This is a genomic window from Carnobacterium viridans (assembly GCF_900102725.1).
GTDB classification, from domain to species: Bacteria; Bacillota; Bacilli; order Lactobacillales; family Carnobacteriaceae; genus Carnobacterium_B; species Carnobacterium_B viridans.
Map to the genome: position 1 here is coordinate 1,811,657 of NZ_FNJW01000008.1, position 20,278 is coordinate 1,831,934.

Here is a 20,278-nt window from a genome sequence, read left to right on the forward strand (position 1 = left end):
TCCTTAAACAATATAGTGTTCTTTTTTTAATGGAATAACTCGTTGATGATGGTGGATCAAGGTTACTTTTACATTTTTTGACTGTAGATAAGCTAAGGCTTTGTCTCTGCGCCCTGGTTCGCCACTTAAAACAACAATCAGATTACCAACAGGCGTTTCTTGTAAAATCTCAACATTCCCAAATAGAATATTGGTGGTAATTCCAAAACGAGTAGTCAATGTAGCAATTAGTGGATCACTTGTACTTGCACCAACGTAAGAAATGTTAGCCAAGACATCATTAGTCTGCAAATCGAGTAGAGTAGGGTGTTTTAAAATGCTTTCCAATGCTTGATCAACATGAGTTGAAGTGTTGATAAAGTCTTTTGTAATCCTTTCTTTAGGTTCGGTGAAAATAGAAACCAAATCGCCTTCTTCAACAACATGACCGTTTTCCATAACAGCTACTTTGTTGCAAATTTCTTTTACGACTTGCATCTCATGTGTGATGATGACGATTGTCAGTGCTAATTTTTTGTTCAACTCCTTCAATAATTCTAGAATCGAAAGGGTTGTTTTTGGATCTAAGGCACTTGTGGCTTCATCACATAATAAAACTTCAGGATCATTGGCTAAAGAACGAGCAATAGCTACACGTTGTTTTTGTCCACCAGATAATTGAGAAGGGTACGCGGAACTTTTATCCGTTAATCCTACCAGCTGCAATAATGCGGCAACTTTTTCTTTAATTTGCGGTTTAGTTAAACCTGATTTTCTTAAAGGATAAGCAACATTTTCAGCAATCGTGCGAGAGCCCATTAGGTTGAAATGTTGAAAGATCATTCCAATTTTTTTTCGCGCAGCTCGTAATTCCTTGGGTTTTAAACTTAATAAATCTTGACCTGAAACAATTACTGATCCTTCTGATGGTCGTTGAAGAAGGTTGATGGTACGAACTAAAGTGCTTTTCCCAGCACCACTATAGCCGACAATACCAAAAACATCTCCTTTTTCAATCGTTAACTGAACATTTTCTACTGCTTTTATAGTTGTTTCTTTACCTTTAAACGTAACGCTGACATTGTTTAGTGTAATCATCTATATTCCTCCTTAAAATAGAAAAAAGCATTCGCCCATTAACCTACTGCTGTAGATTAAAGGACGAACGCTTTACCGCCGTGTTACCACCTTTATTTGAGTTGTTCTCACAAACAACCCCTTATCAAGTACGAGAAGAAAACTTCTGATACTTTAGCACTGTAATGGGTGCACCCATGATAGCCTAATGTTTAAAACACTTGGTATCCCACTCAGAGGCCATTTTCTTTTTACTTCTGCAAACCTGTTCTCAGCATTCAGGCTCTCTGTTTTTGCATTCTGTAAAAATACTTTTCTCTTCATTGCGTTTAGTTATGTAATTTTAAAAATAAAAAAAGTCCTCACAAAGAAACGAAATCGTTTCTTTGTAAGGACGAAAGTCAGTTATCTGCTTCGTGTTACCACCTTAGTTTATAAGTACATTGCTATACTTACCTTATCCAGTACGTCAAGCATAGGTTGCTTTTTTTATACTGTGACACTGTAACGGGTGTTCCCGTAGAAAGCTGACACATTTAAAAAGTGTTTCGCTAACTCCACTCAAAGACCATCTTCGGTTCAATCTGACTAACCCATTTTCAGCAACTTACTGGGTTCTCTAAAGTAGACAGGTATAAAACGTACTCTTCTTTTCATAGTGTTTTATCATTTAATTATCATATTTATTAACTTGTTCTTAATATACAGAAGATAAAAATGATTGTCAATAACTAAATTTAATTTTAAAGAATAGAGTTTAATTAACTGTATTCGCTACTATCCGAAATGGATAGAATGTGCTATAGTGAATTTGCCTAAAATACCGGCTAAATAGTTTAGGTAATATACCAGAGTAGGAGACAAAGCGTTAAGTGTCGTAGGGATGGGATGTTGCCCACGGACGAAAAATTGTTTAGGCAATTTGCGGTTTTGTTTTTGCATTCGCTGCATAAAATTTTATGTGTGGAGCTCTTCAAAGGAGATCTTCAAAATGAGTGAGAACAAGTACGATGCAAGAAGTATTTCTAAAATTGGGTTATTGATGGCATTAGAAATCGTATTGACCCAATTTATTTCAATTGAAACACCGATAGTCCGCATTGGTTTTGGTTTTTTACCAATAGCTATTATTGGGATGCTGTACGGCCCTTGGATAGCTGGAATGGCTTCGGCTATCACAGACATAGTAGGGACGATATTATTTGGGGGAGGAGTCTTTTTCCCAGGATTTATCTTATCTGCATTTATCGGAGGAATGATTTATGGTCTAATTCTTTACAAGAAACCAAAATCATTAAAGAGGATCATTATCGCGATTCTGTTGGTTACCGTGTTTGTAAATTTAGGAATGAACACAATCTGGTTAACCATCATGCTAGATAAAGCTATTCTAGTAATTTTCCCGACACGACTAGTGCAAAATCTTGTTCTAGCACCGGTTAATATCCTGTTGCTATACTTTGTTGTTCAAAATAAGACTTTGCGAAAAGCAATCGGAATTGATTAAGGTTTAATATAGAAACAAGCTACAACATCCAATCAAAAGACAGTTCAAATTTGAGCTGTCTTTTTTTCCTATATAGAATATAATAAGATTGGAAGATGAGATTTTGATGAGGGTGAGGAATGCGGAATGGGAGTAAAAACATTTGGTATGAAGATTGAGAATCAGATTTATCGCACGCGTATAGGTGTACACTTTGTGATTTTTGACCAAGAGAGAAAACAAATTTTAATTGTTTCACCACCGAATGGTTCTTTTTTACTGCCAGGTGGAGAAATTGAAGCAAATGAAACACAGGAAGAAACTGCAAAACGGGAATCTATGGAGGAGCTAGGTTTTGAAATAGAGCTCGGGGAGTTTATCGGTGAAGCTGAGGATTACTATTATTCTAAACATCGTAAGCAGCATTACCATAATCCTGCATATTTTTATACAGTTAAGTCTTGGAAATCCATCTGTGTTCCGCTAGAGGATTTTAATCGGTTAGAATGGATGACTATCCCTGAAGCGTTAACTAAGTTAAAAAGAGGTAGCCATAAATGGGCCGTGCAACAATATGAAAAAATGTATGTAGAGATGAGTCAAACAATAGAATGATAAACACACAAAAGGGAGGTGCGACAAAAGTCCCACCTCCCACTTAAGAATAGAGTATTAGTTGCCTGCTTCGTAATCAACAGCAGTGACAGTTACGTCGATATTGCCACTTGTAGCTTTTGAGTAAGGACAAAAAGCATGAGCTTTCTCTGCTAATTTTTGTGTAGTTGCTTCATCTTGTCCTTCAATTCCAACATCTAATTTTACTGCGAGCTTAAACCCATTATCAGTTGGGTCTGAATGCAATTCAACAGTTGCGGTAACTTGGCTTTTACCAGTTACTTTTTCTTCTTTCATCATATGTTCTAAAGCTGAATTGAAACAAGCGCTATAGCCTAGTGCGAATAATTGTTCTGGGTTGCTTCCTTGTCCAGGACCACCCATATCTTTTGGAGTTGAAACACGTACAGAAAATGACTTATCTGGTAAATGGCTTTCTCCATTTCGTCCACCAGTATTAATCGCTGTAGTTTGATACATTAATTTTGAATCTGCCATATTTGTAATTCTCCTCTCTAAATTATCGTACACACTAAGTATACTAATAGTAAGGCTAAAACTCTAATAATCTGTTTGCAGCAGTTTAAAAGTAAAAAACTAGTTGAAAATTAAAAAGTGTATCGCTAAAATTGAAAGAAGAACACATGGAAAGGAGAGAACTTTATGCCATTTGTACATGTTGAATTAGTTGAAGGTCGGACTGCAGAACAAAAAGCAGGTCTAGTTAAAGACATTACGCAAGCAGTAGTAAAGAATACCGGAGCAACAGAAGATCGAGTTCATGTTATTATAGAAGACATGAAAAAAACGAATTACGCTGTTGGTGGGAAATTACTGGGTTAAATAAAAAATAAGCTATGAGTTTCTATACTCATAGCTTATTTTTATTTAGTATAGTTCTCAGCAGGAAGTGTTTCAAAAGCAATGGCTTCAATAGCCGTAGCAACTCCATCGTGTTCGTTTGTATCAGTAACGTAATTACTGATTTCTTTTACGCTGGCGATTGCATTTCCCATAGCTACACCCATACCAGCATATTCAATCATGTCTTTGTCGTTTTCATTATCGCCAATGGCCATGATGTTTTCTCTTGGTATGCCTAAAATTTCTCCCAGATCTTTTAGTGCTTGTCCTTTACTAGCAGACTTATTTAAAACTTCTAGATAAAAAGGTTCGCTTTTTAAAATAGTGTACTCATCATAAAAATCTTCTGGGAACTTGGCAATAGCTGCATCTAAAATGTCAGGTTCGTCGATCATCATCATTTTACTGATTTCAAGACTTGGATTCATTTCTTCAACTGTGCGGTAACGAATAGGCATATTGACTAAAAATGACTCTCTAACGCTGTAAGGACTGATGTCTCTGTTGGTAGTATAAATATATTTTTCGTCGATTGTATGGCAGTGTACGTCGACTTGACGACTCATTTCTTCAATTCTTAAAAAATCCTTATGGCTTAAAGTATGGTGTGCGATAGCTTTACCGTTATGTGATTGTTGGACTAATGCGCCATTATACGTAATCACATAATCGCCCTCTTCTTCTAGATTTAAGGCTTCTAAGATGGGTGACACTCCTGGTAATGGACGGCCAGTACAAACAACAACTTTGATGCCTTTGGTTTTAGCAATCTCAATCGTTTCTTTTACTTTAGTCGTTATTTTTCTTTCCGGGGTTAATAATGTACCGTCTAAATCGATAGCAATTAATTCGATAGTCATTTAAGTGAATCCTCCACTGGTTTATTTGGGTCTGTAATAGTCCCATTTTTAATATAACGATTAAATTCATGATACAAGTCTTCAAATAACGTGATTTCTTCAGAACTTCTAGGTTTTAAAAATTCTTTTGGTACATAAAAACGTTCGTCGCCACGAACTTTTCCTGTGATAGATGACACGATTTCGCTGACTTTAGATAGTTCTACTAATGTACCATCTTGATAGACCAATTCAATTTGCGTACGATTCGTATCCTGATTTGGTCGATAAAAGTCATAGGGTAAATCATAGCTGTTATTAATCGCTGTATAATAATCTGTATCGTAACCAGCTTCACGAATAATAACTTTTAAATCTTCAATCAAATTCATGTCTGTTTTACTAGAAAATTTAATGGACTTGAAAGGGTGTCGATCAAGAAAACGTGTAGCTAAATCGCTTAATATAGGATCTTTTTCATCTTTCCATAACGTAAAGTAAGTAGCCAAAACACCGTCGTCCAGTTTTAAATAATCTTTAAGTGTAAACTTCTTTTCAAAAAAAGGAATGAGTAGATTTAGTTGGTCGTTAAATTGAATCTCTGGGTTAAGGTACATTTCTTTTGCGCGTTTCAGTAAATGATCTAAAATGACCTCCATACCTCGTGAAACAGGATGAAAATAAACTTGCATATACATTTGATAGCGACTCACAATGTAATCTTCAACAGCATGCATACCAGATAACTGGAAATAGATGCCGTCTTTGTAAGGACGAATCACCCTAAGGATACGAGTTAAGTCAAATGTACCATAATTCACACCTGTATGGTAGGCATCTCTTAACAAATAGTCCATACGATCAGCGTCTATTTGACTAGAAATAAGTTGGACCACTTGTGGATTAGGATACGTTTTTTGAATGACACTGGCAACTTGTGCTGGAAAATCTTCACTAATTTTAGCTAACACTTTGAAAACTTCAGTTTCTGGAGAGGTGATAATGGCTACCGTAATTTCTTCGTGATTGGTTTTAAAGATATGTTCAAATGTATGAGAATAAGGTCCGTGTCCAATGTCGTGTAAAAGTGCTGCGCATAAGGCAACCAAGCGCTCATTGTCATCCCAACCGCCATCATCTGGTGTTTGAGTAGCATAATTTCGCTGGAATTTATCACAGATTCGACGAGTAATCTCGTATACACCTAACGAATGAGTGAAACGGGTATGTTCTGCACCATGAAATGTTAAGGAAGAAGTACCCAATTGTTTTATTCGACGTAAGCGCTGAAATTCACTTGAATTAATTAAATCTAAAATAATTTGATGTTGCACATGAATATAATCATGGACTGGGTCGCGAAAAACATGTTCTATTGGTAATGAAAAATTGACATCGTATAGGTTGCTCATTCGATTAACTCCTTATCAATAGAATTGCCAAGCATTTGTTGGTTGCGCCGAATCATTTTTTCAAATCCTTCACTATAGTCGGCTAATAGTTCTGAAGAATAAACGCCTGGTGAAATGGTACAGTTCTTTTGAAGCAGAGTATTTAAGATCAACTGTTTCATTTCATCCACAGTTAAAGAAATAGACAGCAACTCTTCTAAGGTAGCCATAACAGACGGATCGACTGATGGGAAGTGCCATTTGACTGATTCACCTTTTAGACCTGCTTGGTAAAAATCACGAATCATTTCAGCTCTTTTTTCTTGGTTACCGTTTACACTGATGTAGATCATGATTGCTACGCCATTTTTTAAGCGTCTTTGCGAAATGCCTGCAAATTTTTTACCATCAATACTTAAATCAAAATCTCCAGGACAGTAAGAATCTTTGATTTCATAGGCCTCACTTATTTTTCCGAAAGGTTTGATAGCTTCATTAATTAAATGAAACATAAATTCATATCCAGTATTAATTGGCATTTTTTGTTGAGGATGTTCAGGCAATATAAGAGAAAAATTCAATACGCCTTCATCTCCTACTACAGCTAATCCACCTGAATTTCGTACGATAAATGAATGGTCATAGTTTTTTATAATCTCTAGCGCATCTTTGAAGTAAGGCAATTTTGTATCCATCATACCTAAGATAACCAAATTCGACGTTGGCCAAAAATGCAAACTATTTTTTTTATACTTTCCTACATAATGCAATAAACTATCTGTTAATGCGAAGTGAGAAATGGTTTTATTTGTAAAGGGCATTGTTGTTGATTCATAAAGTTCATAAGAATGACTGGTTAAAAAGTCTTTAGTTTCAGTAGTATTCATTGGTTTTACTTCCTTTATTTAATTAGAAATAATAATTCTTCCTTATTATAGCAAATATTGTTGTCGTGTTCTCCTTTTACCGTTTTAAAAAAGCATAATAATCTTACAATTTATGATAAGATAGATATGCAATAAGGTGAAATCAACTAGCTAAAATTATTGGCTTATAGTTAATAGACAGGAATAAAAAATATGAGGTGAAATAAATTGGATTTATCAAAAGGAAGAGTAGCTCAGGTACATTTAGAGACAATTATCTCTCAAGGCAATGAAACCGAAAAACATGTGTTTGATGAAGTCGGTAAAGTCGTTCAAATGAATTCATCGTATTACATTCGTTTTCAAGAAACTTATGAAACAGGAGTTGTTCCTGTGACAGTTAAAATCGACCCTGCTGGTATTGTGACTCTTACGCGTAAAGGTGAGACAACTACACGCATGAGATTTGATAAAGGTGAACGATTTGAAACGCTTTATCGTACGCCTCAAGGTACAGTGAATATAGAGACCATGACAAAAGATTTGCAGATCAGTTATACAGATAAACCTTTTTCTGGAAGTGTCTCTATTGAATATGATTTATTTTTAGGAAAAGAAAAATTAGGAGATTACAAATTACAATTGCTTTTTACTATTTAAATATTGTATGATAAAGAATAGACTGTTGAAAGGACGTGGCTTTCGTGAAATTAACACAATTTGACGGGCAAAACAAAAATGAATTGTCAATGATTGAAGTAGCTCATGCCATCTTAGATCAAAAAGGAGAGATCCTTGATTTCTCAGCTTTACTAAAAGAAGTACAAGAATTTTTAAACATAAACTCTAAAGAACTTGCTAATGCAACTTCTCAATTTTATACAGACTTAAATATTGACGGTAGTTTTATTTCCTTAGGAGAAAACCGTTGGGGACTACGTTCATGGTATCCAATCGATTTTATCGATGAAGAAGTAACTCAAGGAAATGAAGATGAAGCTCCACGTCGTAAAAAACGTAAAAAGGCTAGCGCATTTGTTACAGGGGAAGATGATATTGATTACAATGATGATGATCCTGAAGACGATGATTCTCCTGAAGAGGAAGAAGATGACGATGCTACTACTTACGGTGGTCGTGTAACGGTTGATGACCATGGTGTAATGATCGACGATGAAGACAAAGAAGATCTAGGCGAATACAAGGCAGATTTATCTGAATTAGGTACCGATGATGAAGAAGATGAATTGCCTGACGGTGTTGAAGGAGATCTTACAATCATTGAAGACGAAGATGAGGACGATTCTGAAGAAGAGTATTAGCAGACAATTTGCTAATGGTTTTCTGGGTGAAAAAGTCTGTCTTTAAAAATTACTTGACGGTTCTCGCAGAGCTGTGTATTATGTATACTGGGCTCCCTTAAATTCATTTTTAAGGGACAAGAACGGAAAGTAATTAAAAAAGCTCCCTATTCTACTATGAATAGGGAGCTTTGTTTTTTCATTATCCAAGTGAGAAGCAATAAAAGTTACAATTGTTTCTTTTACCCTAATTAAGATTAGAAGGAGTCGGTAAAAATGACAAAGTATATTTTTGTGACAGGCGGAGTAGTTTCTTCCATAGGTAAAGGAATTGCAGCAGCTTCTCTTGGGAGGTTGTTGAAAAATAGAGGATTAAAAGTAACGATTCAAAAATTTGATCCGTATATCAATGTTGATCCGGGAACAATGAGTCCTTACCAGCATGGCGAAGTTTTCGTAACAGATGATGGAGCTGAAACCGACTTAGATTTAGGTCACTATGAACGTTTTATCGACATCAATCTAAATCAATATTCTAATGTAACAACAGGGAAAATTTATTCAGAAGTTATACGTAAAGAGCGTAAGGGAGAGTATTTGGGAGCAACGGTACAAGTTATCCCGCACATTACTAATGAGATCAAAGAAAAAATTATGCGTGCAGGACAAACAACGGATTCTGATATCGTTATAACAGAAGTTGGCGGTACAGTAGGAGATATCGAGTCGTTACCCTTTTTAGAAGCATTGCGCCAAATGAAAAGCGATGTTGGTTCTGATAATGTGATGTACATCCATACAACCCTGATTCCTTACCTTGGCGCAGCTGGTGAAATGAAAACAAAACCTACGCAACATAGTGTGAAGGAATTACGCGGACTAGGAATCCAACCGAATCTTTTGGTTATCCGGACAGAAAAACCTGTTCCACAAAGCTTGAAAGACAAATTGGCTTCATTTTGTGATGTTGATTCTGAAGCCGTTATTGAATCGCGTGATGTAGATACTCTCTATTCTATTCCATTAAATTTACAAAAACAAAATATGGATCAAATCGTTTGTGATCATCTGAAAATAGATGCACCGCCTGCAGATATGTCAGAGTGGATTGCATTAGAACAAAAAGTATTGCACCTATCTAAGAAAACAAAAATTGCATTAGTTGGAAAATATGTTGAGTTACCAGATGCTTATTTATCAGTTATTGAATCATTAAATCATGCAGGATATGCACTAGATTCTGAAATCGAAGTCGAGTGGATCAATGCAGAGGAAGTGAGAGCTGATAATGTTGAGAGTAAATTGGAAAATGTAGATGGTATTTTAGTTCCAGGAGGTTTCGGAGATCGTGGCTTAGAAGGTAAAATTTTAGCCATTCAATATGCACGTGAAAATAAGGTTCCGTTCTTAGGAATTTGCTTAGGGATGCAATTAGCTTGTGTAGAATTTGCGCGCAACGTTGCAGGACTAGAAGGAGCGCATTCTGCAGAAACAAACCCAGAAACACCACATAATATCATTGATTTAATGTTAGATCAAAAAGATGTGGTAAATATGGGAGGAACACAGCGTCTTGGGCTGTATCCTTGTAAATTAAAACCAGGTTCTGTAACAGCAAAAGTATATGATAATGCTGAAGTGGTTCAAGAACGTCACCGTCATCGTTATGAGTTTAACAATAACTACCGGACTCAACTAGAAGAAAAAGGTTTAGTCTTTTCAGGAGTTTCACCAGACAATCGTTTAGTTGAAATAGTAGAATTACCCAACCATCCATTTTATGTGGCTTGCCAATTTCACCCAGAATTTATATCTCGTCCAAACCGCCCACAAAAGTTATTTTTAGGTTTTATAACTGCAACATTAAATAAATAATTATGAAAAGGTTATGAAAACTAGATAAGTATTATAATATTTATGGATATTTTAGCGTGTGTTTGGTATAATAACAACGTTGACTAAGAGCATCTTAGTAAATAAAAAGATTTCCTTAAGGAGGAAAAGATATATGAGTCGTTTAGTTAGTATGACAGATATGTTAAATAAAGCATTAGAGGGTAAATATGCTGTAGGTCAATTCAACATCAACAACCTTGAATGGACACAAGCTGTATTGGAAGCTGCAGAAGCAGAAAAATCACCAGTTATTTTAGGTGTTTCTGAAGGAGCAGGTAAATACATGGGTGGCGTTAAAGTTGTATCAGCAATGGTTGAAGCTTTGATGGAAACAATGAACATTACAGTCCCAGTTGCATTACACTTAGACCATGGTTCTTCTTTTGAAAATTGTAAATCTGCAATAGATGCTGGTTTTTCTTCTGTAATGATTGATAACTCTGCATTTGTAATTGATAAAAATATTGAGGAAACTAAAAAAGTTGTAGAATACGCTCATTCAAAAGGTGCATCAGTAGAAGCAGAAGTTGGAACTGTTGGTGGTACTGAAGATGGCGTTACTGGTGGAGTAAACTACGCAGACGCACAAGAATGTCTACGTATGGTAACTGAAGCTAAGATTGATGCTTTAGCTGCAGCTTTAGGATCAGTACATGGTGACTATGAAGGCGAACCTGTTCTAGGTTTTGACGAAATGAAAATCATCTCTGATTTAACTAAAACTCCTTTAGTATTACATGGCGGATCTGGAATTCCAGAATTCCAAATTAAAAAAGCTATTGAAAATGGACATTCTAAAATTAACGTAAATACTGAATTACAACAAGTTTGGACAAAAGCTGTACGTGAAAAATTAAGCTCTGACGCTAAAGTTTACGATCCACGTAAAGTTATTGCACCTGGTAAAGATGCAATCATTGCAACAGTTAAAACTACAATGCAAAGATTTGGATCTTCTAACCAAGCTTAATCGAATAAACTAAAAAACCTTGCCCTTAATAAAGGGCAAGGTTTTTTTAGTTTGGTAAAGGATATAGTAATTGTAAGTTGTTACAAGGTATAGTAAGATTAGAACAGCTTATTTCACATGAAAAAAGAGCTGGAATCATCAAATCTCTTTCTGAAATAAAATTATCTGAATACAATAAAAAGCAACCACTCAAACTAAATAGATAAAAATGCAAGATGATTTTTAACGTTTTTGATTTACAAGTAAATTTTAGAAGATAATGGAGGTATAACATGAAGAAATTAGTCATTAATGGTGGCAAGAAATTATCCGGTGAAGTAACCATCAATGGGGCAAAAAATAGTACGGTTGCTTTGATACCAGCAGCAATACTGGCAGATTCACCTGTTATTTTAGAGGGTGTACCAGATATTCAAGATGTCCATTCATTAATTGATATTCTGAATGTAATGAAGGTAGAAACGACTTTTGATGGCTCGACACTTACGATTGACCCTACAAATATCGTTTCTATTCCTATGCCGAATGGAAAAATCAAAAGTTTACGAGCATCGTATTACTTCATGGGAGCGCTACTCACTAAATTTGGTAAAGGTGTCGTTGGATTACCTGGTGGATGCTTTTTAGGACCACGTCCGATAGATCAGCATTTAAAAGGATTTCGCGCTTTAGGAGCTAGTGTAGAGAATGAGATGGGCGCTATGTACCTAAGAACCGATGAAGCACGTTTGGTAGGTACAAGAATGTATCTAGATGTTGTATCCATTGGTGCGACCATTAATATTATGCTTGCTGCAGTAAAAGCAAAAGGAAAAACAATCATTGAAAATGCCGCACGTGAACCTGAAATCATTGATGTTGCAACTCTACTAAATAATATGGGTGCTAAAGTGAGAGGTGCAGGCACCGACATTATTCGTATAGATGGCGTTGATGAATTGCATGGATGCCGTCATACGATTATACCAGACCGAATCGAAGCGGGCACTTATCTTGCGCTAGCGGGAGCTGTGGGTACAGATATCACGATTAAAAATGTTATCGTTGAACATTTGGAAGGTCTATTGGCTAAAATGGAAGAAATGGGTGTCCCAATGGAAATTGGAGAAGACAGCATTCGCATAAAGGAAGCCAAGAGTTTAAAAGCTGTAAATGTCAAAACGCTTCCTTATCCTGGATTTGCAACGGATTTACAACAACCTTTAACACCTCTTCTGTTAAAAGCAACTGGCACTTCTTTAATTACGGATACAATCTACCCTAAACGTGTTAAGCACATCCCAGAGTTGGTTCGTATGGGTGCAAAAGCGCGGGTTGAAAGTGATATGATTTTAATTGAAGGTCCGAATCAATTGCAAGGTGTAGAAGTAGAAGCAAGTGATCTAAGAGCTGGAGCATGTTTGATAACAGCTGGATTAATGGCACAAGGGACCACAACCATTACTGGTGTTGAAAATATTTTACGCGGATATGATCAAATCGTAGAAAAATTAACAGCTTTAGGTGCAGATGTTCAAATGATTACAGATGACAACAAATAGGAGTTAACCAAATATGAGTGATTTAGTAACATTAGTCGAGTTAGAAGGAAAAACATTAAAAGAAATTTATAATTATGCAAAGGAACTTAAGATTCCTTATTATAGCCAAATGAATAAAAAAGAATTAGCGTTAGCCGTTATACGCGCGCAAGAAGAAAAACAAGGATTTTTTATTGTCGAAGGTGTATTGGATATTATGGCGCAACAGGATTTTGGTTTCTTGCGCCCTATAAACTACACGCCAAGTAAAGAAGATATCTATATTTCTTCTTCTCAAATCAAGCGTTTTGGGCTGAGAAATGGAGATAAGGTATCGGGTAAAGCCAGACCACCAAAACCTTCAGAGCGTTATTATGGTTTGATGCAAGTTAATTTTGTAAATGGAAAAAATCCAGAAGATGCAAAAGAACGTCCCCATTTTCCAGCATTAACGCCTCTTTATCCTGAGAGACAAATTTCTCTCGAAACAACGCAAACAAAAATTTCCAATCGCATGATTGATATTTTAGCTCCTGTAGGCTTTGGCCAGCGTGGATTGATTGTAGCTCCTCCAAAAGCTGGTAAGACAAGTTTGTTAAAAGAAATTGCAAATGGGATTGCTGAAAATTATCCTGATGCTGAATTGATTATTTTATTGATTGATGAACGTCCAGAAGAAGTGACGGATATTGAAAGAAGCGTTAAAGGTGAAGTTGTTTCTTCAACATTCGATCAACAGCCACAAAACCATGTGCGTGTAACAGAATTGGTTCTAGAAAGAGCGATGCGATTAGTAGAAGATAAACGAGACGTCATTATCTTAATGGACAGTATTACCCGATTAGCTCGTGCTTATAACTTAGTTCTTCCACCAAGCGGAAGAACGTTGAGCGGAGGACTTGATCCAGCAGCTTTGTACCGACCTAAGCGCTTCTTTGGAGCGGCGAGAAATATTGAAGAAGGCGGAAGTTTAACTATTTTAGCAACTGCATTAATCGATACTGGAAGTCGAATGGATGATATGATTTATGAAGAATTTAAAGGTACAGGGAATTCTGAGTTGCATTTATCAAGAGAACTTTCTGAACGTCGTATCTTTCCAGCAATTGATATCAAGAAATCAAGTACTCGAAAAGAAGAACTTCTATTGGAAAGCAGCAAGTTAGAAGTAATTTGGAAATTGCGTCACGCAATGATCGGAGATTCCTTAGATTTAACAGATCAGTTTATAAAAAAATTGCAAAAGTCAGAAAATAATCAACACTTTTTTGCTAATTTTACAGATAATACACTTACTCAAACGAAAAAAACAAGAAATTCTCATCGCTAAAAGACAATCAGTCGCATGTAAAATTCCCAATAAAAAGAATTGCTTTGCTAATAAAAATATGCTATTATGCTAATGTTGTCTAAAGACAAAAAAACAACTCTGATTCAGCAGATGTATCAGGGCATAAGGAGAGATTTATATATGAAACAAGCAATTCATCCAGATTACAGACAAGTTGTGTTTATGGATACTACAACAGGTTATAAATTCTTATCAGGATCTACTAAAAATTCAAGCGAAACAGTTGAATGGGAAGACGGTTCTACTTACCCAATGATTCGTGTTGAAATCTCATCTGACTCACACCCATTCTACACAGGACGTCAAAAATTTACACAAGCAGACGGACGTGTGGACCGTTTCAACAAAAAATACGGTATTGCAGACGCAAACAAAAAAGAAGAAGTATAATAGCTATCTACTTTTTAAAAGAGACCAGACAACTGTCTGGTTTCTTTTTTTTGGTTGAAGTTAGTTAACGTATTAATGGGACTCTTAGTCAAACCCGGCTATTCCTCCAGAATTTTCGTGCTATTAATTTAACTAAACTATCAACACTAAAAAATATAGAGCCATTAGTGGCAGATGATAGGATAATTGTGCTTTCTCTTATTTAAGAGTACTTTAATTTGTGCTAACAGATTACGTGCTTTTCAACAGCTAATTTGGTACGATACTAAAAAGAGACAGTCAAAGTTAGTTTTACTCTAATTGAAAGTTGCCTCTATTCAAAGGCCAGTGAAAATCTAACAAGCCTATTTAAAATCGCTTGTTTTGAAATAGATTTCCCGTAATGTGACAATTGTCACATGGTTGTCTTAGTAAAGCGGATACAGCAGTTGATTGTCATTAGATTATTACCTAAATGATACAGATAAATTGTTGTTTAAATAGTACAATGTAAGGATAAAAAATAAGGGGAGAATATGTCGTGCCTTCAGAGTTCACTTATATTCATTTGGATACTATTACAAATGCTGTTTTGAGTAAAGGTATTACAATGAATGAATACAAAGATGTTGTTAAGAAACCGCCAAAAAATATTTTGCTGCTGAATGCTCCTCAAGGCATAGGTGAATATGACTCTCATACTGGATTTCGTATGATTAGGGGAAGCGTTAAAATCCAAGAATACTTCGAAAAAAGCCAATATATAAGTGAAATTCCTTCTAAATGGATAGATTTTGATAGTGTTGAATTAATGAGGCAATTAACACCGGTTGAAATTGCTGAACTACTGTATATTGCTCACGCCCATACGCATCTACATTCGCCTTTTTATTACAAGTTACAAAACAATTTTATCCATTTAACATTGCCTAAAGGGATGACAAAGGTTTACCATCGACATTTAGAACAATTTTATAGTCTTTTGTCTGTCAATATCACAAATAATCTAGAAAAAAAAGTAAATGATAAGAGAGGCTTATTTAACTTTAAAAAAACTAAAAAGATTACTCGTATACCCGTTTCTGAGATAAAAAATTTATTGCCTTTGCTCAGAGAAGGTGTCGTCTTTTCATATAAACAGATAAGCATATTTCAAGAAGTTTATGAGATCCCAATCTACCTAGCCGAAGATCGGTTAACGTTTGAAAGTGGAAAATTTTCCAATAAAGATTTGTTAGGAAGTATCTGTTTTAATGAGATAGATCAAAAATGGTTTTTTAAAGAAGAAGCCATTGTACAACCATCGTAAAGGGAAGCCTTGCTAGTTAACTAGGGTCGTTTTTAGATTATGTTCTTTTTTTAGATATTCATCAAATGGTGTGGATAGAACAAACCAAAATTTCTTCTGGAATAGACGATTTTGCTTGTGGAGGGCCATGGGAACGTCTGAAGCTGCTCTATTCTAGAACGTGTTTCAAAAAGCAAACCTGACGTCCACTTCACAAATAATGCTCGATGGTCGGTGACCATACTGCGCTTATTCGCTCCAGTGATTCAGGTCTAAACGCTTTTAGTCACACTCCCGATGAAGCACTAACGCTTTATCATTCGCATTGAATCCAATGCATGGCTACAAGCAAACCCTATTCCTCCAGAAATATCCGGTAATCAATTTAGCTAAGCAATCAACACTAAAAAGTGTAGAGCCTTTATTTTTAACCTAGCAGGCGTGTAGATAGCTCGGAAGGCTTTTTTTCAGCGCTGAAAAGTGAATAATTGTGGTTCTGCAACATTTGACGTTGGTCAGTAATTAATTGAGTTTCTTTTAACACATTCCAGAAATTTTCGGAGGAATAGGAGGAGCTTGCAGCCATGAAAGAGGATGCATTGAGAATTACTTAACGTTCGGCTTTAGCCGCTACGTTAAGTTAGTTTGACGCTTGCAAGTTTTGAGACGCGTTCTTCGGCTCAAAATGGTCCCATGGCTTTCCGCAAGCTATCCCGTAATCTGGAGGAAATTTCCTTATCAACGCCAGAAAATGAAGAACCATAATTGTTTCTTCTAAAGAGGTGTGCTATTTTTCTATAAAAAAATATGGTACAATAATTTTTGAATTATAAGACTAAGATAAAGAGACCTAAGTAAATTCGGAGGATAACTAAATGAAAATCTTTCTAGTATATGGTGGAAAAAGTGCAGAGCACGATATTTCAATTTTGACTGCCTTTTCTATTATAAAAGAAGTATATTATGATTATTATGAAGTAGAACCTATCTATATCACCAAAAGTGGTCAATGGGTAAAAGGTACACTTGTTAAACATGCCAACGAAGTTAAAGATTCAGATGCGTTAAAATTAAGCATTTCCAATAGCGCCAAATTTGCAACTAATGAAAATCAAGAATCAGAAGGTACTCTTATTCAACCATCTGATTTAAAAGAAGAAAATGCTGTGATTTTCCCAGTTTTACATGGACCTAATGGAGAAGACGGAACCGTTCAAGGGCTGTTTGAAGTTATTGGAATGCCTTATGTTGGGGCGGGTGTTCTAGCTAGTGCATGTGGAATGGATAAAATTATTAGTAAGCAGCTTTTTCAACAAGCTGGGTTGCCACAAGTTCCTTATGTACCTGTAAGGAAAGCTGAATGGTTAAACGATAAAGAGACTGTTTTCAAACATTGTGAAGGTACGTTATTTTACCCTATGTATGTAAAGCCAGCAAATCTCGGATCTAGTGTTGGAATCAGCAAAGCTGAAAATAGAGATGAATTACTTGAAGCAATTGAATTAGCTTTGCGTTATGATCGAAGAGTCGTTGTTGAGCAAGGCATTGAAGCTAGAGAAATTGAAGTGGCTATTTTAGGAAATGATGATATTCATATCTCAGTTCCAGGAGAATTAGTAAAAAACGTTGATTTTTATGACTATGAATCAAAATACCTTAATAATGAAGTTGTATTGCAAATTCCTGCTTTAGTTCCAGAGGATGTTAACTTACGTTTGAGAGATTATGCTGTTCGTGCTTTTCAAGCACTTGATGGCAGCGGGTTAAGTCGATGTGATTTCTTTTTAACAAGCAACGATGAATTGTTTATTAATGAAGTTAATACAATGCCTGGTTTTACACAGTTCAGTATGTATCCTACTTTATGGAAAAATACTGGATTGAATTACGGTGATTTAGTTGAAGAGTTGATTCAGCTAGCATTAAGAAGACATCAAGAACGTATGTCTTTTCAGAATGAAAACGATAAATAATAAAATGAGCTATTAAGAACAGAGGTTGGGCTATGTGCCTAGTCTCTGTTTCTTTCAGGAAGTATGGATGATAGGCTTTTTTTGTTGAACTTGAAGGAGGATAATGATGATTTCTTTAACCGTGAAAGAAATTGCAATAGCAGTTGGAGCAATAAATGATACGAATCAATGGTCTGACCGAGAAATAACATCCGTTAATTTTGATACTCGAAAATTAGTTAAAGGCTCATTGTTTGTACCATTATTAGGAACGAATGATGGACATCATTTTATTTTAAAAGCTGTTGAAAATGGAGCAGCCGTTTCTTTGTGGAGCAAATCTTTAAATGACTTACCGCTTGAGTTGGAACAGGAGTTTCCTGTCATTCAAGTAAATGATACATTGAAAGCATTGCAGGATCTAGCTGCATTTTATTTAACTAAAGTTGCTCCAAAAGTTGTTGGTATCACTGGGAGTAATGGGAAGACAACTACGAAAGATATGACGGATGCTGTTTTATCTAGTCAATACCGTGTGCATAAAACACAAGGGAATTTTAACAATCATATTGGACTTCCGATAACGATTCTTGAAATGCCGATTGAGACTGAAGTTGTTATTTTAGAAATGGGTATGAGTCGTGCTGGTGAAATCAAAGTGTTATCAGATTTAGCTAAGCCAGATGTCGCTATTATAACTATGATTGGGGAGTCCCATATTGAGTTTTTTGGTTCAAGAGCTGGAATTGCGGACGCAAAAATGGAAATTTGCTCAGGTTTAAAAGAAAATGGTGTGCTGATATATCCTGGGGAAGAACCATTACTACAAGAAAAAGTAACGGTTTTAAAAGAATCACAATTAAAGACCTTTGGAACATCTCCTGAAAATGATTTGTATCCACTAGAAATAGATGCTCAAATGAATCGAACAAGTTTTATAACCAATGAAAGACCGGATTTAGTGGTAAATTTACCTGTTTTAGGAACATATAATGTGAACAATGCGTTAGCTGCGTTAATGGCAGGAATGACTTTAGGGATTCCAATTGAGAAATCTGCGCCAAAACTAGCCCAATTTCAATTAACTAAAAACAGAACAGAATGGCTAAAAGGGATAAATGAAAGCAGTATTTTAAACGATGCTTATAATGCGAACCCTACAGCTATGAGAGCTGTTTTGGATAATTTTAGTACATTTACAAATACAGGAAAAAAAATAGTTGTTTTAGGAGACATGTTAGAGTTAGGAGATCAGTCATCAGAACTGCATCTAAGGGTTAAAGATTCGCTTGATCCAGCTCGAATTGAAAAAGTCATTCTTTATGGTGAACAAATGACTGTATTATATGAAGCTTTAAAAGGAACATTCGATGAAGAAAGCCTTTTTCATTTTATTGGAGCTAAAGAACCACTGATTAAATTTGTGGAAAAACAAATTAATCCTGGAGATTATATTCTTATAAAATCAAGTTTAGGAACGGATTTGCTTTCAGTTGTAAGATCACTTCAAGTGTAAGCTGAAAATATGTCTAAAGACTGAGTGATTAATTCAGAAAATTTGTTATACTGTTACTATAAGAATAAGTTAAGGGGATGGATAATATGAACACAACAAGAAAAGAAGTGTCCAATCAAACGATTAATACTGCTGGCTTATCTAAGTTTTTTGCGTCGATCTATAGTTATATGGCAGTGGGATTGACTATTACAGGAATAACAGCTTTTTATGCGTCTCAAAGCCCGTTTATTTTAAATTTAGTTTTTGGAACGCGTTTCGGATTTTTAGTTTTTTTAATTGCTGAAATTGCATTGGTAATGAAATTATCTGCAAATGGAGCTAAATTAAAATCAGCAGGCGCATCTATTGTCGGGTTTATTGCATTTGCGCTTATTAATGGAATCACACTTTCTTCTATTTTTCTGATGTATGATTTAGGCAGTATTGGTGCAGCATTCATCTCTACAGCAGCATCATTTGCAGGTATGAGCATAGTAGGTTTTACAACTAAAAAAGATTTGACATCTTTAGGAGGACAATTAAGAGGGGCTTTGATTGGTTTAATCATCGCTATGTTAGTAAATGGCTTCTTCCTCCAAAGTGGACCAGCCGATATGGTGCTATCTTTTATCACAGTTGTGATTTTCATTGGTTTTACAGCTTATGATACTCAAAAATTAAAAGAACTTTATGTTCACTATTCAGGAGAACAAAATTTAGGCGCGCTAGCTATCAGTGGAGCATTAAGTTTATACCTAGATTTTATTAATATTTTTCTTGGCTTGTTGCGTATCTTTGGTGGCGGAAGAGATTAATCCATTTTTAACGACCAAAATAAAAAATGAATATCCCCATAAAACTAAGGCTCTATACTTTTTAGTGTTGATAGCTTAGTTAAATAAAGGGCACAAAAATTCTGGAGGAATAGGGTTTGCTTGTAGCCATGCATTGAATTCAATGCGAATGACAAAGCGTTGGCGCTTCAGTGGGAGTGTGACTAAAAGCGTTTAGACCTG

At 35.6% G+C, this 20,278-nt stretch carries 19 protein-coding genes, 1 riboswitch and 1 other annotated feature; of the genes, 14 read left to right on the plus strand and 5 right to left on the minus strand.

What is annotated here, in order from left to right:
• Nucleotides 1–3: 3 nt before the first annotated feature.
• On the minus strand, nucleotides 4–1,077 hold the full coding sequence (locus BLT48_RS10205) for a methionine ABC transporter ATP-binding protein (protein WP_035021272.1): 1,074 nt from the start codon (nucleotides 1,075–1,077) through the stop codon (nucleotides 4–6).
• A gap of 56 nt (nucleotides 1,078–1,133) precedes the next feature.
• Nucleotides 1,134–1,389: a binding site (T-box leader), on the minus strand.
• A 514-nt stretch (nucleotides 1,390–1,903) separates the two neighbouring features.
• Nucleotides 1,904–2,006: riboswitch (THF riboswitch) on the plus strand.
• Nucleotides 2,007–2,047: 41 nt separating this feature from the next.
• Here BLT48_RS10205 and BLT48_RS10210 point away from each other — a divergent pair.
• The gene (locus tag BLT48_RS10210; protein WP_035021273.1) at nucleotides 2,048–2,563 is read left to right on the plus strand and encodes a folate family ECF transporter S component; all 516 of its coding nucleotides are present in this window, start codon (nucleotides 2,048–2,050) and stop codon (nucleotides 2,561–2,563) included.
• 126 nt (nucleotides 2,564–2,689) lie between these two features.
• The gene (locus BLT48_RS10215) at nucleotides 2,690–3,157 is read left to right on the plus strand and encodes an NUDIX hydrolase (protein ID WP_089977745.1); all 468 of its coding nucleotides are present in this window, start codon (nucleotides 2,690–2,692) and stop codon (nucleotides 3,155–3,157) included.
• A 57-nt stretch (nucleotides 3,158–3,214) separates the two neighbouring features.
• On the opposite strand, the gene BLT48_RS10220 is transcribed toward BLT48_RS10215, so the two are convergent.
• Complete coding sequence (locus tag BLT48_RS10220; protein WP_089977747.1) at nucleotides 3,215–3,655, minus strand: organic hydroperoxide resistance protein; 441 nt, start codon at nucleotides 3,653–3,655, stop codon at nucleotides 3,215–3,217.
• Between the two features lie 165 nt (nucleotides 3,656–3,820).
• Between BLT48_RS10220 and thmT the strand changes: the two genes are divergently transcribed.
• The gene (gene thmT / locus BLT48_RS10225) at nucleotides 3,821–4,000 is read left to right on the plus strand and encodes a 2-hydroxymuconate tautomerase (RefSeq protein ID WP_035021281.1); all 180 of its coding nucleotides are present in this window, start codon (nucleotides 3,821–3,823) and stop codon (nucleotides 3,998–4,000) included.
• A 41-nt stretch (nucleotides 4,001–4,041) separates the two neighbouring features.
• Here thmT and yidA read toward each other — a convergent pair whose 3' ends face one another.
• Genes yidA through BLT48_RS10240 form a run of 3 tightly spaced genes read right to left on the minus strand, consistent with a single transcriptional unit; the run spans nucleotide 4,042 to nucleotide 7,138 of the window.
• Complete coding sequence (gene yidA / locus BLT48_RS10230) at nucleotides 4,042–4,881, minus strand: sugar-phosphatase (RefSeq protein ID WP_035021284.1); 840 nt, start codon at nucleotides 4,879–4,881, stop codon at nucleotides 4,042–4,044.
• The gene (locus BLT48_RS10235; protein WP_089977750.1) at nucleotides 4,878–6,272 is read right to left on the minus strand and encodes an HD domain-containing protein; all 1,395 of its coding nucleotides are present in this window, start codon (nucleotides 6,270–6,272) and stop codon (nucleotides 4,878–4,880) included. Before BLT48_RS10235 ends, yidA begins: the two co-directional genes overlap by 4 nt.
• Nucleotides 6,269–7,138: a lipoate--protein ligase family protein gene (locus BLT48_RS10240; RefSeq protein WP_089977753.1), complete on the minus strand. Its 870-nt coding sequence runs from the start codon at nucleotides 7,136–7,138 to the stop codon at nucleotides 6,269–6,271. The genes BLT48_RS10235 and BLT48_RS10240 overlap by 4 nt, the downstream gene beginning before the upstream one ends.
• A gap of 207 nt (nucleotides 7,139–7,345) precedes the next feature.
• On the opposite strand from BLT48_RS10240, the gene BLT48_RS10245 reads away from it, so the two are divergent.
• From BLT48_RS10245 to BLT48_RS10295, 11 genes are all read left to right on the plus strand, one after another.
• Entirely contained in the window at nucleotides 7,346–7,777 is a 432-nt protein-coding gene (locus BLT48_RS10245; protein ID WP_035021291.1) for a YwiB family protein, read from the plus strand.
• A 44-nt stretch (nucleotides 7,778–7,821) separates the two neighbouring features.
• Nucleotides 7,822–8,439 (plus strand): DNA-directed RNA polymerase subunit delta, encoded by a 618-nt coding sequence (gene rpoE / locus BLT48_RS10250; protein ID WP_035021294.1) that lies wholly within the window; start codon nucleotides 7,822–7,824, stop codon nucleotides 8,437–8,439.
• Between the two features lie 255 nt (nucleotides 8,440–8,694).
• The gene (gene pyrG, locus BLT48_RS10255) at nucleotides 8,695–10,293 is read left to right on the plus strand and encodes a CTP synthase (RefSeq protein ID WP_035021296.1); all 1,599 of its coding nucleotides are present in this window, start codon (nucleotides 8,695–8,697) and stop codon (nucleotides 10,291–10,293) included.
• Between the two features lie 133 nt (nucleotides 10,294–10,426).
• Nucleotides 10,427–11,284 carry a class II fructose-1,6-bisphosphate aldolase gene (gene fba / locus BLT48_RS10260; RefSeq protein WP_035021298.1) on the plus strand — a complete coding sequence of 286 codons (858 nt, stop codon included), beginning with the start codon at nucleotides 10,427–10,429 and terminating at the stop codon, nucleotides 11,282–11,284.
• 272 nt (nucleotides 11,285–11,556) lie between these two features.
• A complete protein-coding gene (murA, locus tag BLT48_RS10265; RefSeq protein ID WP_089977755.1) occupies nucleotides 11,557–12,825 on the plus strand; it encodes a UDP-N-acetylglucosamine 1-carboxyvinyltransferase in 1,269 nt (422 codons plus the stop codon).
• Nucleotides 12,826–12,838: 13 nt separating this feature from the next.
• Nucleotides 12,839–14,134 carry a transcription termination factor Rho gene (rho, locus tag BLT48_RS10270; protein ID WP_035021303.1) on the plus strand — a complete coding sequence of 432 codons (1,296 nt, stop codon included), beginning with the start codon at nucleotides 12,839–12,841 and terminating at the stop codon, nucleotides 14,132–14,134.
• A 141-nt stretch (nucleotides 14,135–14,275) separates the two neighbouring features.
• Complete coding sequence (locus tag BLT48_RS10275) at nucleotides 14,276–14,545, plus strand: type B 50S ribosomal protein L31 (protein ID WP_035021306.1); 270 nt, start codon at nucleotides 14,276–14,278, stop codon at nucleotides 14,543–14,545.
• A 589-nt stretch (nucleotides 14,546–15,134) separates the two neighbouring features.
• Nucleotides 15,135–15,833: a hypothetical protein gene (locus BLT48_RS10280; RefSeq protein WP_244885818.1), complete on the plus strand. Its 699-nt coding sequence runs from the start codon at nucleotides 15,135–15,137 to the stop codon at nucleotides 15,831–15,833.
• An 854-nt stretch (nucleotides 15,834–16,687) separates the two neighbouring features.
• Nucleotides 16,688–17,785: a D-alanine--D-alanine ligase gene (locus tag BLT48_RS10285; RefSeq protein WP_089977761.1), complete on the plus strand. Its 1,098-nt coding sequence runs from the start codon at nucleotides 16,688–16,690 to the stop codon at nucleotides 17,783–17,785.
• A gap of 106 nt (nucleotides 17,786–17,891) precedes the next feature.
• Nucleotides 17,892–19,280 (plus strand): UDP-N-acetylmuramoyl-tripeptide--D-alanyl-D-alanine ligase, encoded by a 1,389-nt coding sequence (locus BLT48_RS10290; RefSeq protein ID WP_089977764.1) that lies wholly within the window; start codon nucleotides 17,892–17,894, stop codon nucleotides 19,278–19,280.
• An 86-nt stretch (nucleotides 19,281–19,366) separates the two neighbouring features.
• Nucleotides 19,367–20,077: a Bax inhibitor-1/YccA family protein gene (locus BLT48_RS10295; RefSeq protein WP_035021315.1), complete on the plus strand. Its 711-nt coding sequence runs from the start codon at nucleotides 19,367–19,369 to the stop codon at nucleotides 20,075–20,077.
• Nucleotides 20,078–20,278 lie beyond the last annotated feature (201 nt).